The 16,253-nt window shown below is 68.2% G+C and carries 14 protein-coding genes; 3 read left to right on the plus strand and 11 right to left on the minus strand.

Annotated elements, in window-relative coordinates; all coding sequences use genetic code 11:
• The 4 genes from AB4Z27_RS09090 to AB4Z27_RS09105 form a co-directional block, all read right to left on the minus strand.
• Positions 1 to 386, minus strand: a 386-nt coding sequence (locus tag AB4Z27_RS09090; RefSeq protein ID WP_441644305.1) for a 2-dehydropantoate 2-reductase N-terminal domain-containing protein, incomplete at its 3' end; no start/stop codon positions are given.
• A gap of 207 nt (positions 387 to 593) precedes the next feature.
• Entirely contained in the window at positions 594 to 1,772 is a 1,179-nt protein-coding gene (locus AB4Z27_RS09095; RefSeq protein WP_092299517.1) for a thiolase family protein, read from the minus strand.
• A gap of 33 nt (positions 1,773 to 1,805) precedes the next feature.
• A complete protein-coding gene (locus AB4Z27_RS09100) occupies positions 1,806 to 3,374 on the minus strand; it encodes an AMP-binding protein (RefSeq protein ID WP_441644306.1) in 1,569 nt (522 codons plus the stop codon).
• A 10-nt stretch (positions 3,375 to 3,384) separates the two neighbouring features.
• A complete protein-coding gene (locus AB4Z27_RS09105; RefSeq protein ID WP_441593500.1) occupies positions 3,385 to 4,395 on the minus strand; it encodes a Bug family tripartite tricarboxylate transporter substrate binding protein in 1,011 nt (336 codons plus the stop codon).
• 71 nt (positions 4,396 to 4,466) lie between these two features.
• On the opposite strand from AB4Z27_RS09105, the gene AB4Z27_RS09110 reads away from it, so the two are divergent.
• A complete protein-coding gene (locus AB4Z27_RS09110) occupies positions 4,467 to 5,213 on the plus strand; it encodes a FadR/GntR family transcriptional regulator (RefSeq protein ID WP_177219994.1) in 747 nt (248 codons plus the stop codon).
• Here the strand turns inward: AB4Z27_RS09110 and AB4Z27_RS09115 are convergent.
• The gene (locus AB4Z27_RS09115; protein WP_092299529.1) at positions 5,210 to 5,662 is read right to left on the minus strand and encodes a winged helix-turn-helix transcriptional regulator; all 453 of its coding nucleotides are present in this window, start codon (positions 5,660 to 5,662) and stop codon (positions 5,210 to 5,212) included. The genes AB4Z27_RS09110 and AB4Z27_RS09115 overlap by 4 nt on opposite strands.
• Positions 5,663 to 5,773: 111 nt before the next feature.
• Between AB4Z27_RS09115 and AB4Z27_RS09120 the strand changes: the two genes are divergently transcribed.
• Positions 5,774 to 6,982, plus strand: a complete 1,209-nt coding sequence (locus AB4Z27_RS09120; RefSeq protein WP_441644307.1) for an MFS transporter — start codon at positions 5,774 to 5,776, stop codon at positions 6,980 to 6,982.
• Here AB4Z27_RS09120 and AB4Z27_RS09125 read toward each other — a convergent pair.
• From AB4Z27_RS09125 to AB4Z27_RS09135, 3 genes are all read right to left on the minus strand, one after another.
• A complete protein-coding gene (locus tag AB4Z27_RS09125) occupies positions 6,970 to 9,426 on the minus strand; it encodes a TonB-dependent siderophore receptor (protein WP_218158054.1) in 2,457 nt (818 codons plus the stop codon). The two genes, AB4Z27_RS09120 and AB4Z27_RS09125, sit on opposite strands and share 13 nt — an antisense overlap.
• A gap of 116 nt (positions 9,427 to 9,542) precedes the next feature.
• Positions 9,543 to 10,373: a FecR family protein gene (locus AB4Z27_RS09130; RefSeq protein ID WP_441644308.1), complete on the minus strand. Its 831-nt coding sequence runs from the start codon at positions 10,371 to 10,373 to the stop codon at positions 9,543 to 9,545.
• A gap of 17 nt (positions 10,374 to 10,390) precedes the next feature.
• Positions 10,391 to 10,951, minus strand: coding sequence for an RNA polymerase sigma factor (locus tag AB4Z27_RS09135; protein ID WP_092299538.1), 561 nt, complete (start codon positions 10,949 to 10,951; stop codon positions 10,391 to 10,393).
• 180 nt (positions 10,952 to 11,131) lie between these two features.
• Here AB4Z27_RS09135 and AB4Z27_RS09140 point away from each other — a divergent pair, with 180 nt between their 5' ends.
• The gene (locus tag AB4Z27_RS09140; RefSeq protein WP_441644309.1) at positions 11,132 to 12,424 is read left to right on the plus strand and encodes a phospholipase D-like domain-containing protein; all 1,293 of its coding nucleotides are present in this window, start codon (positions 11,132 to 11,134) and stop codon (positions 12,422 to 12,424) included.
• Between the two features lie 3 nt (positions 12,425 to 12,427).
• Here the strand turns inward: AB4Z27_RS09140 and AB4Z27_RS09145 are convergent, their stop codons facing one another.
• From AB4Z27_RS09145 to AB4Z27_RS09155, 3 genes are read right to left on the minus strand one after another with little or no spacing between them, the layout of a single operon-like run.
• Positions 12,428 to 13,012 (minus strand): glycerol-3-phosphate responsive antiterminator, encoded by a 585-nt coding sequence (locus AB4Z27_RS09145; protein ID WP_441644310.1) that lies wholly within the window; start codon positions 13,010 to 13,012, stop codon positions 12,428 to 12,430.
• Positions 13,013 to 13,016: 4 nt separating this feature from the next.
• On the minus strand, positions 13,017 to 14,567 hold the full coding sequence (locus AB4Z27_RS09150) for an FAD-binding oxidoreductase (RefSeq protein WP_441593494.1): 1,551 nt from the start codon (positions 14,565 to 14,567) through the stop codon (positions 13,017 to 13,019).
• On the minus strand, positions 14,564 to 16,243 hold the full coding sequence (locus AB4Z27_RS09155; RefSeq protein ID WP_441644311.1) for an FAD-dependent oxidoreductase: 1,680 nt from the start codon (positions 16,241 to 16,243) through the stop codon (positions 14,564 to 14,566). Before AB4Z27_RS09155 ends, AB4Z27_RS09150 begins: the two co-directional genes overlap by 4 nt.
• Positions 16,244 to 16,253: the final 10 nt, after the last annotated feature.

The following is a 16,253-nucleotide window of genomic DNA, read 5'->3' on the forward strand; positions in this document are numbered from 1 at the left end:
CGGTCGCCGGTGCCCACAGGGACTGTGGACTTGTCCACCACCACCTTGAGGCCGGTCATGTGGCGGCCGATATTGCGCGCGGCGGCCAGCACGTATTGCAGGTCCGCCGAGCCATCCTCGTCCGGCGGCGTGCCCACGGCGATGAACTGGACGTCGGCGTGCTCCACGCTGGCGGCCACATCGGTCGAGAAGGTCAGGCGGCCGGCGGCGCGGTTGCGCTCGATCAATTCCTTGAGACCCGGCTCATAGATCGGCACGCCGCCCGCGTTGAGCATGGCGATCTTGCGTTCGTCCACATCGAGACAGAACACCGAATTGCCGAGTTCCGCCAGACAGGCGCCGGTGACCAGGCCGACATAGCCGCTACCGATAATTGTGACTTTCATAGGGGACGATTTCTGGGGAAGCGGCTTGCGGGACGACCGCGGTCCGCACGCGCGCCAGGCATGGAGGTAAGGCGGTAAACAGGGGAATGCGTCAGGCCACGCCGGGTGGCGGGCAGGGGTGCAGCTTAGGCGGGGAACCTTAAGCGCAGATTAAGCATGCGGCGCCGGGGGCGCGCGCATGCCGGCCGGGCGGCCGTTGATTGGCACTCAGAGCCGTTCGATGATGGTGGCGTTGGCCATGCCGCCGGCTTCGCAGATCGCCTGGAGGCCGTAGCGGCCCTTGTTGTCTTCCAGCGCATGCAGCATGGTGGTCATGATGCGCGCGCCGGAGGCGCCCAGCGGGTGCCCGAGGGAGATCGCGCCGCCGCGCGGGTTGAGCAGGGCGGGGTCGGCGCCGAGTTCACGCTGCCAGATCATCGGCACGGGCGCAAACGCCTCATTGACTTCGCAATGAGACATGTCTGCCATCGTCAGGCCGCTCTTCTTGAGGACGCGCTGGCTGGCGGGGATGGGGGCGGTCAGCATCAGCATCGGGCTATCGCCACAGACGTCGAAGCCGGCGAAGCGGGCGCGCGCGTTGCAGCCGAGCCGGGATGCCATGCGCTCGCTCATCAGCAGCAGCGCCGAGGCACCGTCCGTCATCTGCGAGGAATTGCCGGCCGTGATGTGCCAGCCGACTTCGGGGAAGCGCGCGGCCAGTTCGTCGGTGCGGAAGGCCGGCTTCAAGGTGCCGAGGCTGGCGGGCGAGGTGTCCGGCCGGATGGTCTCGTCGACTTCCACCACGCCGCGCGAGGTGACGATCGGAAAAATCTCGCGCCGGAACGCGCCCTGTTCCCGGGCGAGCTGGGCGCGGCGGTGGGATTCCGCCGAATACGTGTCGAGTGCCTCGCGCGAGAGCGCCCCCCGGCTGGCCATCAGCTCGGCCGCCACGCCTTGCGACACCAGCCCGGGCGCGTAGCGCTTGGCGAACGAGGGGCCATAGGGGTCTTGCCCCATGCGCGCCGTGCCCATCGGCACGCGGCTCATCGACTCCACGCCGCAGGCGATCACGATGTCGTAGGCGCCGGCCATGATCCCCTGCGCGGCGAAATGGATGGCCTGCTGGCTGGAGCCGCACTTGCGGTCGATGGTGGTCGACGGCACGTGCTCCGGGAAGCCGGCGGCCAGCCAGGCCACGCGGCCGGGCGTGGCGGACTGCTCGCCCACCTGGCTGACGCAGCCGGTGATGACGTCGTCCACCATGCCCGGGTCCAGCCGGTTGCGTTCGACCAGCCCTTTCAGGAGCTGCGCCAGCAGTTCGGCGGGATGGACGTCGGCAAAGGCGGCGCCCGGTTTGGCGCGGCCCATGGGCGTGCGGATGGCGTCGATGATGAAAGCTTGCTGCATGCGGGTCTCCAGAGGGTCTGTTGTCTGCGTCGATTAACTGACCTGACGGTCCTGCCCGCTCCAGTAGCGGGCCCGCAGGGTCTTCTTGTCGAGCTTGCCGAGCGAGGTGTGCGGAAGCTCGGTCTCGAACGAGACCGACTTCGGCGCGCACACCACGCCCTTGCGCTCGGTGACGTAGTCGATCAGGGCCTGCTCGGTGACGGACGCGTCCGGCTTGAGCACGACCAGCGCGGTCACGGCTTCGCCCCACTTGGCGTGCGGCACGCCAATCACCGCCGACATGGCGACGGCCGGGTGCGCGGCCAGGCAGTTCTCGACCTCGCTCGAATAGACGTTGAAGCCGCCCGAGATGATCATGTCCTTGGCCCGGTCGACCAGATACAGGTAGCCGGCCGCGTCGCGGCGCGCCATGTCGCCGGTATGGAGCCAGTCCCCCGCGAGCGTCTTGGCGGTTTCCTCGGGCCGGTTCAGGTAGCCCGACATCACCAGCGGCCCCCGTACGCACAGTTCGCCGATCTCGCCGGGCGGCACTTCCTGCAGTTGTGTGTCCAGCAGGCGCACGTCGTTGCCCGGGATGGGGCGCCCGCAGGAGCCCATCAGATGGGGGCGGGCGGGGTCGTGCTCGTCCGCGCGCAGGTACGTGACCGTCATCGGCGCCTCGGCCTGGCCGTAGATCTGGCCGAAAATCCGGCCGATCCGCCCGATCGCCTCGGCCAGCCGGGCCGGCGCGATGGGCGCGGCGCCGTACCAGATGCGGTGCAGGCTGGACAGGTCGTGGTCCGCCAGCCCCGGGAAATCGAGCAGGCCGTAGATCTGGCTCGGCACCAGGAAGGTACAGGTGATGCGGTGGCGGGCGACGGCTTCGAGGAAGGCCAGCGGATCGTATTTGTCCAGAAAAACCACCGTGCCGCCCCGCAGGAAGGTGGGCAGGATCAGGGCGCCCGCGGCGTGGGAAATGGGCGTCGTGGCCAGGAATCGCGCGTCGTCGGGCCACTCCCAGCAGGCTAGCTGCTGCAGGATCATCGTGACGGCGGTCCGGTGAGGCTGGACCACGCCCTTGGACTTGCCCGTGGTGCCGCCGGTGTAGGCAATCTTGAAGATATCGCCGGGCTGGACGTCGAGCGGGATGTCGCTGGCGTCCATGCCGGCGGAGGCCGCCGCCAGATCGACGCCAAACGCCGCCGGGCCCAGCGTCAGCACATGCTCGACGATGCCGAGGCTGGCCAGCGCGGCGCCGCGCTCGCCGTGCCGGGGCGTGTCGATCACCAGCGCCCGGATGCCGGCATCGCGGAGCACGAAAGCCTGATCGTCGGCGGAGCCGAGCGGGTGCAGCGCCGTGTAGCGCAAGCCAAGCAACTGCGCGGCGATGATGGCGGCCATCGCATCGACCCGATTGCCGGCCAGCATGGCGATGCCATCCTGACGGCGCAGGCCGATCGACAGGAAATATCGCGCGATCTGGTGGCTGCGGGCCTCGAGTTCGCCGTAGGTCAGGCGGATGTCCTGCCCGACCAGCGCCTCGCGGTCCGCAAACGCCTTGAATGCCGAACGGTACAGCGCGGCGATGGTGGCGTGCCCGTAGAGTGGTCCTGTGTCCCGCATGTTCAACTCCTTACTGCTTTTCAATGTGGGTCGCGTCGGCAAGCTCGGCGAAGCGGTCGGAATCGGACTTCATCTCCTTGAAGAACGCCTCCGGGGTGCTGCCTTCCACGCCGAAGTCCAGCTTCTCCAGGCGCGTCTTGACGTCCGGGTCGGCCAGCGCGGTGTTCAGCGCGCCGTTGAGCTTGCGCACCACGCCGTCGGGCGTGCCCTTCGGCACCAGCATGCCGACGTAGGACTGGTCATCGAAGCCCTTGAGGCCRAGTTCCGCCAGCGTGGGTACATCGGGAAGCGAGGGCAGCCGCTTCGGGCCGAACACCGCGAGCGGCTTGGTGGCGCCGCTGGCGATAAACGGCTTCTGCGCGGCCACGGTGTCGATCAGCATGTCCACGCGGTCGCCCTGGATGTCGTTCATCGCGGCGGGCACGCCGTTGTAGGGCACCTTGACGATGCGGGTGTTGGCGAGCCGGTTGAGGCGCGCGTAGTACAGCTCGAAGACGCCGGCCGTGACGGCCATGGTGGAGCTGCCCGGCTGCTTCTTCTCCAGGTCCATGGCCTGCTTGAAGGTGTCGGCCGGATAGGACTTGCGGGCGACCAGCACCAGATTGAGGTTGACCGCCTTGCCGACCGGGGAAAAGCTCTTCTCGAAGTCCACGGGAGGATTCTTATATAGCGCGCGGGCGACCACGAGCGGCGCGCCGCCCATCAGCACGGTGTAGCCGTCTGGCGGGCTGCCCGCCACGAACTGCGCGCCGATGGCCCCCGAGGCGCCCGGCTTGTTCACCACCATCACCGACTGGCCGAGCGCGCGGGTCATGCGGTCCGCCAGGACGCGGGCCACGATGTCGTTCGCACCGCCCGCCTGGTAKACCACCACCAGCTTGACCGGCTGCGTCGGAAAGGCGGCGTCCCGCTGGGCGTGCGCGGTGCCGGTGAGCAGCGTCGCCGCCAGCAGGGCGCCCGTGGCCGCCAGCAAAGCGCGGCGCGGGGAGGGGGTTTTCGTAGGCAGGTGCGTTTTCGTCATCGTCGTCTCCGTTGGCCTTATCATTGGCGTGCCATAATGGCTTAATGGTTGAACCATTCTATCGGCAAACGATGATTACAAAACATGATCCTCGGGTAAATCCTGACGATGAGGCGCAGACGTCATTTCGCCCGATTGCGGTCCGGCGCGCGGCGGATGAAATCGCGAACCAGATCCGCAAGGAAATCGCCGGGGGACGGCTGAAGCCGGGCACGCGCCTGCCGGCGGAGCGGCAGCTCGCGGCGGAACTCGGGGTGTCGCGCAATACACTTCGGGAGGCCGTGCGTTCGCTCGAGCAGTCCGGGCTTGTCGAAACCAAGAAGGGTGCGCATGGCGGGATCTTCATTACCCGCGCCGATGGCTCGGTGGTGATCGAGGGCTTGATGGATCTCTACCGGCTCGGCGGCATTACGCCGCGCCAGCTGATCCAGGCCCATATCTCGATCGAGCCGGCCATCGTGCGCGAAGCCTGCCGGCTGGCGACCGAAGACGACGTGGCCCGGCTCTATCGCAATATCGACGCCGCCGAGGCAGCAATGGCCGCCGGCGAATTCGAGAAGCGGTTCACGCTGAACCACGAGTTCCACAAGATGCTGGCGCGCATCGCCGGCAACCCAATCCTGGTCGTCTTCATGGACGGCCTGATTTCGCTACTGGTGGAGTTCATCCTGCGGATCGGCACGTACGAGAGCGAGGAAATCTTCGCGTCGCGGCGCCGATTCATGGCGCATTTCGCGCGGGGCGATGCCGAGGCGGCCGAACAGGAGATGTTGCGATCGCTCGAACGGTTCCTGGAGGGGTATTTCCCGCACGACTAGCGGCCGGCCAGCTTCCGTACTTCGGCATCTTGGGGCGTCAGCGCGCTGCCATCGTGGGCGAGCGGCAGCATGCGCGGAATCGGCTTGCCCGATGTCCGCTCCACCAGATCCGAGTGCGGCTCCCCCTGCGCGAACAGATGGCTCTCGGCCCATTGCCGCAGCGCCACCACCACGGGGAAGAGTTCCTCGCCCCGGGGCGTGAGCACGTATTCCTGATAGGCGCTGCCGTCGGAGGCGGGTTGGAGGTCGAGGATGCCGGCCTCCACCAACCGGCGCAGCCGGTCGGCCAGCACATTGCGCGCCATGCCCAGGTTGCGCTGGAAATCGCTGAAGCGGCGCATGCCGTCGAAGGCATCGCGCACGATCAGCAGCGACCAGCGGTCGCCAATCACATTGACGCTTCTTGCCACCGGACAGGCTTCGGCTTCKGCCGGATTGTCATCSCGCATCTCATCGTCCTTCGATCGCCTTAAGTGGTTGCATTTTAAAACCACTTCCGCTAGCCTTCAACTGGTTTTAATTTGCAACCAGTTGGACCCAGTCATGGGAGGGGATTGCGTATGCGTCGGAGCCTGATGCTGCTGTTTGCCTGCGCCAGCGGCCTGAGCGTGGCCAATGTCTATTACGCCCAGCCGCTGCTGGACGCGCTGGCGCGCGACTTCGGCATTCCGGCGTTTGCSATTGGTGGCGTGGTCACCGCCACGCAGGTCGGCAGTGCCTTGGCCCTGTTGCTGCTGGTGCCATTGGGCGATGTCTTCGCGCGGCGCCGCCTGATGCTGGCGCAGGCGCTGGGTCTGGTGGTTGCGCTGGCGGCGGTGGGTTTGTCGTCCTCCACGGTTGGCCTGTTCGGCGCGATGTGCCTGACCGGCATGCTCGGCACTGCCATGACGCAGGGACTGATCGCCTACGCCGCAGCCGCCGCGCCGCCGGACGAACGTGGCCGCGTGGTCGGGGCGGCCCAGAGCGGCGTCTTCCTCGGCYTGCTGCTGGCCCGCGTGGTGGCCGGCGCMGTCAGCGACCTGGCCGGATGGCGCGCGGTGTACTTCGGCTCGGCCGGCGCCATGCTGTTGCTCGCGGTGGGGCTCTGGGCGCGGCTGCCCAGCCTGCCGGCCGCCGCCGAGCGYMTCGGCTAYCCGGCGCTGCTTGGATCGATGTTCGGGCTACTGCGCCATAACCGGGTCCTGCAGGTGCGCGGCATGCTGGCGTTGCTGATGTTCGCGGCGTTCAACATCTTCTGGAGCGCGCTGGTGCTGCCGCTGAGCGCGCCGCCCTATGCGTTCTCGCATACGGCTATCGGTGCGTTCGGGCTGGTGGGGGCGCTTGGCGCGCTGGCGGGCGCCGGGGCGGGACGGCAGGTGGATCGCGGGTTGGGTGAGCGCACCACGCTGCTGGCGCTCCTGTGCCTGATCGCGGCGTGGCTGCCGCTGGCCGGCATGACGCATTCGCTGTGGGCGCTGGTGCCCGGCATCCTGCTGCTCGACCTCGGCGGGCAGGCGCTACACGTGACCAACCAGAGCCTGATCCTCAATACCCAGCCGGACGCCCAGGGCCGGCTGGTGGGCGTCTACATGCTGTTCTACGCGGTGGGCAGCGCGCTGGGCGCCTTCGGTACCTCGGCGGCCTACGCGGTGGCGGGCTGGGGCGGGGTTTGCGCGCTGGGCGCGCTGGTCAGCCTCGCGGCGCTGGGGTTCTGGGCCTGCACGCGGCCGCGGCGGTGTCCTGCCGGCGGGCGGCGGCACCGGCGCGGCGGCTGTCCTCAGAACTTGTAGCTCACGGTCCCCAGCACCGTGCGGCGGCTGCCGAAATAGCAGCCCGTGGCCGAAATGCATGTGCTGATGTAGCGACGATCGAACAAGTTCGTCGCGTTGATCGCCACGCGCACGCCGCGCAGTTGCAGGAACGACTTGCCGAGGTCATAGCTCAACGCGGCGTCGAACAGCGTGGCGGCCGGCACGCGATACACATTGGCCGCATCGCCGTACGACCGGCCGATATAGCGCACGCCGGCGCCCAGCCCCAGACCCTGGAACAGGGTGTCGTGGAACGTGTAGTACATCCACAGGGACGCCTGGTGCTCCGGCACGAAGGGCAGCGCGTTGCCCAGCGTGGTCACGCCGCGTGCATTGGCGTTGGCCTTGGTGACCTCGGTGTCGGAGTAGGCATAGGACGCTACGACGTCCAGCCCGCGCGTCAGGCTGGCCTTGCCTTCGAGTTCGATGCCGCGCACGCGCGCTTCGCCATTCTGGGTATTGAAGTTGGTGTTCAGCGGATCGGGCGTGAGCACGTTGGTCTGGCGCAGGTCGAAGGCGGACAGCGTAACGAAGGCATTGGCCCCCTTGGGCTGGAATTTCACGCCCACCTCGGTCTGGCGCCCGCGCGTCGGCTCGAACGGCGTGCCGGTGCGCCCCGTGCCCGCCTGCGGCTGGAACGACGTGGCAAAGCTGGCGTAGGGCGCGAAGCCGCTGTCGAACTGGTAGACCACGCCGGTGCGGCCCGTGAAGGCATTGTCGCTCTGGCGCGTGTTCAGCGTGTTGCCGGTCTGGGCGGTCAGGGTGTCGGTGTTGCTGCCGGCCCAGTCGTAGCGGCCGCTCAGCAGAAAGGTCCAGCGGTCGATGGCGAGGCTGTCCTGCACATAGCCGCCCACCTGCTGGCGGGTCTGGTCCACGCGCGTGCCCAGCGGCGGCCGGGTGATGGGGGCGCCGTACACCGGGTTGAACACGTCGAGCGCGCGCACCGCTACGAGTTGCGATTCCTCGTAGCGCGCGTCCTCGTACTGGTAGTCCACCCCCAGCAGCAGGGTGTGCTGGACGGGCCCGGTGCGGAAGCTCGCCTCCGCCTGATTGTCGATCGAGAACACGCCGCTGCGCTCCGGGAACGCCCAGCCGTAGCGGTTTTCCGTGCGCAGGTCCGGATTCATGGACAGCCCCTGCACGCGCTGCGTATCGGTATCGATATAGCTGTAGCGCGCGCTCTGGCGGAACTGCCACGTCTCGTTGGCGCGATGCGCGAACTTGTAGCCGAACATCATCTGCTCGCTCTCGAACTTGTCGTAGGCGGGCTCGCCGATAAAGCGGTTGGTCGGGATGCTGCCGTTCGGGTTGGGCAGCAGCGTGCCGGCGGCGGGCAGGGCAGGCGGCGCGCCGCCGCCGTCCGAGCGAATCTTCTGGTACTGCGCCATCAGCGTCAGCGAGGTGTCCGTGCTGGGCCGCCACGTCAGGCTGGGCGCCACCAGCACGCGGCGCTCGTCGATATAGTCGATTTCGGTGTTGGTGTCGCGGGCCAGCCCCACCACGCGATACAGCAGCTTGCCGTCTTCATCGATCGGGCCGGTCAGGTCGAACGCGCCCTGCAGGCGGTCGTGGCTGCCGGCCTGCAAGACCACCTCGCGCGAGGTCTGCGCCTGCGGCAGYTTGCTGACCATGTTCAGCAGCCCGCCCGGGGAGCTCTGCCCGTAGAGGACCGACGCGGGCCCTTTGAGCACCTCGATGCTCTCCAGCGTGTAGGGGTCGATGCGGGGCTGCGAATAGCCGCGCGCGCCGTAGGGCAGGCGCAGGCCGTCCAGGTAGCGCARCGGCACGAACCCGCGCACGGCCAGCCAGTCGTAGCGCAGGTCGGTGTCGCCATACTGGTTGACCACGCCGGGCGTGTATTGCAGCGCCTGCATCACGCTCTGCACGCCTTGTTCGTCCATCTGCTCGCGCGTGACCACGTTGATGGTCTGCGGAACGTCGATCAGCGGCGTGTTGGTCTTGGCGCCGCTCGCGCGGCGGGGCACCACGCCATCGGCATTGGCCGAGAGGTCCGCGACATCGGCCCGTACCGTGATCAGCGGCAACGTGGCGGCGCCGGCGCTGGCGTCGGCGGGCGCCTGGACSACGGTAAAGGTGCGCGGCCCGTTGCTGACCACATGGAGGCCGGAGCCGGCGAGCATGCGGGCGAGGGCGTCTTCCACGGTCAGCGTGCCGCGCACGGCCGGGGCGCGCAGGCCATCGGCCAGGGTCGTGGCAAACAGGATCTGGGTGTCGGACTGACGCGCCAGCGCGGCCAGCGACTGGGCCAGCGGCTGGGCGGGAATGTCGATGGGRCGGGCCACGCCCTGTGCAATCGCGCCGGCGGCAAGCATCGCCGCGAGCAGGGGAACCAGCGCCGCAAACGGCCGCACGGCAAGGCGGGAGGCGCGGGCGGCAGGCCGGCGTCGAACGGTGAAAATCACGAAAGCTCCTGATGGCGGGCCGATCCATTCGGCCTGTTCATGGAGTTGCCGTGCGCCGCCGCGTGTTTGTACACCTCCACGCGAAAAAAAAATTTCAGATGAGGCTCAGTTAGTCATCAGGACCGTTGCCGCGCGCCCAGATGCACGGTGCCGTCGGCCGCCTGGCGCACCGTTACCGGCAGGATGCCCGGCAGCAACTGCAGGATGGCCGCCACCTGGTCGCGGTCGAATTCGCCGGACAGCCGCAGTTGGGCCACGCGTGGATCGTCGATGACGAGGGCGTGCCGCGAGTGCGGCTGCATCTCGGCGATGGCGTCGGCCAGCGTCGCCCCATCGAACGAGAACTTGCCGCGCTGCCAGGCCAGGGCGCGCWCGGCGTCCACGGTCACGGTGTCGCCGGGCTGGCCGTCCGGTGCTACGTCYACGCGCTGGCTGGCGCGCAGCTGCCGCACGTGGCCACCGGCCTCGACTTCCACCGCGCCTTCCAGCACCACCACGCGCGTGCGCTGCGGCAGCCGCTGGACGTCGAACACTGTGCCGATGTCGCGCACCCGGGTCTGGCCCGCCGTGACGAGGAACGCACGCGGGCCATGGGCCACGGTGAACACCGCTTCGCCCGCATCCAGCGCCAGTGCGCGGGTGCGCAGGCGCCACTGCACGGTCAGGCGGGTGTGCTGGTCCAGCGTGACGCGGCTGCCATCGGCCAGTTGAACGGTGCGCGGCCCGGCCTCGGCGCTCAGGGACTCGGTGCGATAGGCGGGATCGGCCAGCCACGTGCCGGCGGCCAGCACCACCAGCGCGGCGGCGGCACCGGCGCGCACACGGTGTTGCCTGCGGCGGCGCGCAGTGGCGGCGGCCGTGATGGCTTCCACGGACGGAAATCGCTCGCGCAGCGCCTGCTGGTAGGGAGACAGCGGGTCGCCCGGCGGCGTGCGGGAATCGGGCATGGGCAGGGGAGGGGTCCTCACGATGACGGGGCCGGCGCGGCAGTTTCCGGGCGCGGCGGGGCGCCCAGGGCTTGCAGTTCGGGCGCCAATAGTGCCATGGCCCGGGCCATATGGCGCGCCACCATGCCCCGCGAGATGCCCAATCTTAGCGCCACGTCCTGCTGCGGCAGCTCATGGAGCCGATGCAGGATAAACACCTCCTGGCAGCGTGGCGGCAGGGCGGCAATGCACTGCTCGAGCCGGTCTACGGCCTGACGGTGGGCGATGGCCTCGGCGACGTCCGGGCTCGATACGGCGATGCCGGCGGCGTCGGCCTGCCAGGCATCGGCATGGGTCTGGCGGGTGGATTCGGCGCGGTAACGGTCAATCGCGCGATGGGTGGAGACGTGCCGGAGGAAGGCGAGCGGCTGGGCCACCTCGCCGGCGGGCGGCCGTTCGAGCAACTGGACGCAGACGTCCTGGAGCACGTCGCGGGCAAAGTGGCGGTCGCCAAAGCGGCGGCGGACGTGATCGACCAATTCGTCGTAATGGCGCAGCAATGCAGCAAACAACGGGGGATGGGCGGGGTCGCGCAGCACGGCCAGGATGACGGCAAAAGACGAATCAGACGAAGCGGCGGAGTATAAATGATAGTGATTCGCATTTGCAAGGAAGGGCCGTTGGCGATCGGCCACACATCCGGGGGCTGCAATCGCCCAAAACTCGTTCACACTTCATATTCGAAAAGCGCCGTCTCACCGATAAGAGGAAGYCAGCCGATGCGCCACGCTCATGGAAGGGCCCGGACCACGTGGTATGTGCTGCTTGCCGTCATCCTTACCGCGCTCTTCGGCTTGGTGGCCTACAACCTGTTCGGCGCGGAGAAGCGCATCGAGCATCGGCTGGAACGGCTCTATGCGACCGAGGACCCGCAGTTTTCCCGGGAACTGAGCGTCCTGCTCGGTCCGCCAGTGGTCGGCGGCAACGCCTACCGCGTGCTGAGGAATGGCGACGAGATCTTCCCCGCGATGCTGGGCGCCATTCGCGCGGCGCAGCGGACGATTACCTTCGAGTCATATATCTACTGGTCCGGCGACATTGGCCGGGCCTTCGCGCAGGCGCTGGCCGAGCGGGCGCAGGCGGGCGTGAAGGTGCACGTCCTGCTGGATTGGGTGGGCAGCCAGAAGGTGGACGCCGCCGTGCTGGACATCATGTCGAAAGCCGGTGTGGCGTTGCAGCGCTATCACCCGGTTCACTGGTACACGCTCGGCAAGCTCAACAACCGGACGCACAGGAAGCTCCTGATCGTCGATGGCAGGATCGGTTTCACCGGCGGCGTGGGCATTGCGCCGGAATGGACCGGCCACGCCCAGGATCCCCAGCACTGGCGCGACACGCACTTCCAGGTCGAAGGCCCCGTGGTGGCCCAGATGCAGTCGGTCTTTCTCGACAACTGGATCAAGGTGAGCGGCGAAGTGCCCCACGGCCCGGGGTATTTCCCGGCGCTGCCGGACGTGGGCAAGGGCATGGCGCAGATGTTCAGCAGCTCCCCCACCGGCGGGAGCGAGAACATGGCGCTGATGTACCTGCTCGCCATCACCGCCGCCACGCGCACCATCGACTTGTCGGCGGCGTACTTCGTGCCCGACGACCTGACGCGGAAGGCGCTGTTGGCCGCGCTCAAGCGGGGCGTCAAGGTTCGCATCATCGTGCCGGGCGAGCATATCGACTCGGAAACCTCTCGCTCGGCGTCGCGGGCCCAATGGGGCGAGCCGCTGGCGGCCGGCGCGCTGATCGCCGAGTACGCGCCCACGATGTACCACTGCAAGGTGATGATCGTGGACGGCTTCCTGGTGTCGGTCGGCTCGACCAACTTCGACAATCGCTCCTTCCGCCTGAACGACGAGGCCACGCTCAATATCCTCGATCGGGACTTCGCGGCGGAACAGACGCGGATATTCGAGGACGACCTGGCCCKGTCCCGGCCGGTATCGCTGGAAGCATGGTCCAACCGGCCGTGGCGCGAAAAGCTGGCCGATGGGTTGAGTTCGCTGCTGGCCTCGCAGCTGTAGGACCTAGGACTTCAGCTTTTTCCCTTCCAGATTCCAGAGCTTGCGGTCGCTGGTCGAGACCGCCACCGCGCCATGCGCGAGCGCGCTGCGGATATCGGCCTCGTTGCAGACAAAGCCGGAMGTGACGATGGGCGGCAGCGCCTTGCGGTCCGCCTCGGGGAGGTGGSMCAGCATTGGCGCCGGCATCAGCTGCACCAGGTTGGGGTCGCTCTGCTCCAGTGCCTTCACGCTGCGTGGCCAYGTCGAGCGGTCGGTCACGAAGACCTTCTGCATYGTCACCATGCCGGCGCGGTTGGCGCGCTGGATGGTGGCCACGCGCGTGGACACCAGACTGGTCACCCCGATGTCCGCCAGGTAATCCACGCCACCCTTGTCCTGCGACAGCCCTTCGCAGCTATCGATGTTGACGATGACGTACTTGCCGGCGCGGGTCAGCGTGGCAATCACGGGCTGCAGCTTGCGCAGCTCCACGTTGGCCACGATCGAGACTTCGGCCTCGCTGTCGACAAACGCATCGACCTGCTCCGCGCCGTAGAGCGTGGCGATGACCGGGTGGCGCGTCAGGCGGGCGCCGAGGGACCTGTCCATGGGGTTACTTCGCTTCGTGGGAAAGCACGTCGCTCAGGCCGAGCTTCCCGGGGTTGAGGATGTTCTGCGGATCCAGCGCCTGCTTGACCGCCACCAGCACCGGGAACGCGGTGTCCAGCGACGATGCCATATACGGCGCGCGCAGCAGCCCGATGCCGTGATGGTGGCTGAGGGCCGCATTGTATTGGATCAGCACCGCGTTGGCGGCATCCCAGGCGGCGCGATACCACGTCTGGCGGTCTTCCACCGCAACCTCGCCCCGCAGCGAGAAGTACAGGCAGGCGCCGTCCACGTAGGCGTGCGACTGGTGCGCGGAGCCGGCCAGCGTGCCCGGCACCGCGTTGATGGCGGCCACCACGTCGTCGTAGATCGCGGGCAGGTCGGCCCACGGCCCGGACATCTCGAGCGTATCGGCCACGAAGCCGGGGCTGCGCTTGAAGCCTTCGGCGCTCTTGCCGGTCAGGTAGCGCGTATCGAGCCAGCGTTCGAAGATGGCCTTGTCATCGAGCTTGTCGCCCAATTCCACGCAGACCCGCTCGCTGATCGCCATCACGGCATCGACCATATCCTGGGCGCCTTCGTCGGCCACCAGCAGCACGTTGGTGTCGGGCAGGCCGAACTGCACGCCGCTCTCCAGGGCGTCATAGAGCCGCAGCGCCGCCGGGTTGGCGCCGCGCTGCATGATCTCGCGGCACGCCTCCAGGCCGATGGCGAAGCTCTTGAAGCCATAGGCGATGGCGCGGCCGTAGTCGGGCAGGCGGTGCAGCTTGAGCCGCACGCGCACGATCACTCCCAGCGTGCCTTCCGAGCCGATGAACAGCTGCTGCAGGTCCGGCCCCAGCGCCGCGCGCGAGTAGCCGCCCACGGTGATGAGGCGGCCATCGGCCAGCACCACGTCCATGCCGAAGACCATGTCCTCGATCTTGCCGTAGCGGGTGGAGAGCTGCCCCGCGCCGCGGCAGGCCACCCAGCCGCCCACCGTGCTGATGGCGTACGACGACGGCCAGTGGCCCATCGTCATGCCGTATTCCTGCTGGATGGTCTGCTCGAAGATGTCGCCGAACATGCCGGCCTCGACTTCCACGATCTGGCTGTTCTTGTCGAAGCCGAGCAGCTTGTTCAGCTCGCAGACGTCCAGCACGATGCCGCCGCGTACCGGCAGTGCGGCGCCGGTCACGTTGCTGCGACCGGCGGACACCGTGACCGGCACGGCGCTGGCGTGGGCGATGCGCATCACGGCCTGCACCTGCTCGACGGTGGACACGCGCACGATCACGCCGCGCGGCGTGGCGGGCTTTCCGCCGGTCTCGGTCATCATCGAGCCCGCCCACCAGTCGCGCGTCCACGTCACCACATCGCCGGTGCTGGTCAGGACGGCATCGGCCACCAGGCGCAGCGCGGCCAGCGTGGCGTCGCTGAGCGGCAGGGCGTCGCGCTGCAGGCCGGGGGCGTCCGGGGTCTCGGTGATGGTGGCTGCGTAGCCCGGCGGCGTATGCGCGCCCACGACGTAGTTGCCACGGTTGTAACCGCGCTTGATGGCTTCCTTGCTGATCATGCTGCTTCTCCCATGAGGACGGATTTTTCGAGAGCCACGGCGGCCAGGTAGTCGCTGACCTGCCGGGCGACGGCCGACTCGGACAACCCGAGTTCGGCCTGGAGGATCTGGCCCACGCGCGGCGCCGCGTGGGCGGAGGCATCGCGCGCCATCAGGCGGGCACGCATGCGGCGCGACAGCACGTCATCCACGGTGCCGGCCAGCTCGTGGCGCACCGCGTAGACGACTTCCGCTTCGGTGTGGGGCAGGCCATCGACAATGGGCCGCGCAAGCGTGTCATCGGCCTGGAGGATGTCGCTGACAAAGCGCGCCTCCGTGCCGTACCGTTCGCCCAGGTGTGCCGACATCCCGCCCGACGCCACGATGGCCTGCGCGTCGTAGCCGGCGGCGCCGAGCAGGTAGGCGCTCTTGGTGCGGCACTTGCCGCGCTTGCCGATGACGCGCTGCGCGGCGTCGATGGTCTGCTCGGCCATATGGCGCGAGGTGGTCAGCTTGCCGCCGACGATGGTCACCAGCCCGTCATCGGCGATATGGATCTCGTGGTTGCGCTTGATTTCAAGCGTCTTGCCGCCCGGTGGCGCCACCAGCGGCCGGCATCCGGCGATGCTGCCCACCACGTCCTCGGGCTGAAGGTCTGTCTTCAGCGCCGAACGCGCCCCTTCGAGCAGGAAGTCGAGTTCTTGGCGGGTGCACATCACGTTGTCGAGGTCGCCTTCGTAGTCCTCGTCRGTGGTCCCGAGGTAGGACACRTTGCCCCAGCGCGTGATGGTGGCGCGGCGGCTGCGYCCSGGYACGGGAATCGTCACCGTGCAGTCGTTGCGGATCTTGAGCCAGGGAATGGCCACGTGCACGCCCTTGGCGGGGCGGATGTGCAGCGTCTTGGGCTCGCCGCGCTTGCGGCCGGTCCAGTCGCGCAGCCACACGCCGGTGGCCATGATGACCACGCCCGCACGCACGCGGATTTCCTGCTCACCGGCGTGAACGATGGCGCCGTCGACCTTGCCGTGGCCGTCGCGCGTGATCTCCATGACCTGCGCGTGGTTAGCCACGGCCGCGCCATGGAAGGCGGCGGTGCGCGCGATGTTCAGCGTCAGTCGCGCATCATCGACGCGCGCATCGAAATACAGGAAGCCGCCGGTCAGGTGCTCGGGGTTGAAGGTGGGGCAGTGCGACAGGACCTCGGCCTTGCTCAGCTTCTGGTGCAGGATGCCCTCGCGCCAGCCGCCGGCCAGGTCGTAGGTCCACAGCAGGCTTTCGAAGGCTTTGGCGAGCCGCTTGTCGAACACGCCGTCGCGCTCCATCACGGGGAACAGGAACGGCAGGCGCTGCACGAGGTGGCGCGCGTTGCGGCGCAGGCGCTGGCGCTCGAGCAGCGAATGGCGCACCAGGCTCAGGTTGCCCTGCTCGATGTAGCGCAGCCCGCCGTGCACCATCTTCGACGACTTGGACGAGGTGCCCGAGGCGAAATCGTTCTTCTCGACCAGCGCCACGCGGTAGCCGCGCAGGCTGGCGTCCAGCGCCGCATAGGCGCCGGTGACCCCGCCGCCGACGATGAGGATGTCGAAYGCCTCGCTGCCCAGRCGGTCCAGTTGCGACCTGCGGTCGAGCCGCAGCGGCTCGGTACTGGTCATGGCGGCGCGTTCGCGGCTCGCGCTTCGGGATGGCAGACCCATCATGTTGATCGCT

Origin of the sequence: Cupriavidus sp. KB_39 (assembly GCF_052114485.1) — a bacterium.
GTDB lineage: Bacteria > Pseudomonadota > Gammaproteobacteria > Burkholderiales > Burkholderiaceae > Cupriavidus.

Excerpts from the sequence above, each read along its gene's own strand:
- AB4Z27_RS09110 (WP_177219994.1), top strand. The coding sequence starts at position 4,467 with ATGATTACAAAACATGATCCTCGGGTAAATCCTGACGATGAGGCGCAG.
- AB4Z27_RS09150 (WP_441593494.1), bottom strand. The coding sequence starts at position 14,567 with ATGATCAGCAAGGAAGCCATCAAGCGCGGTTACAACCGTGGCAACTAC.
- AB4Z27_RS09095 (WP_092299517.1), bottom strand. The coding sequence starts at position 1,772 with ATGCAGCAAGCTTTCATCATCGACGCCATCCGCACGCCCATGGGCCGC.
- AB4Z27_RS09100 (WP_441644306.1), bottom strand. The coding sequence starts at position 3,374 with ATGCGGGACACAGGACCACTCTACGGGCACGCCACCATCGCCGCGCTG.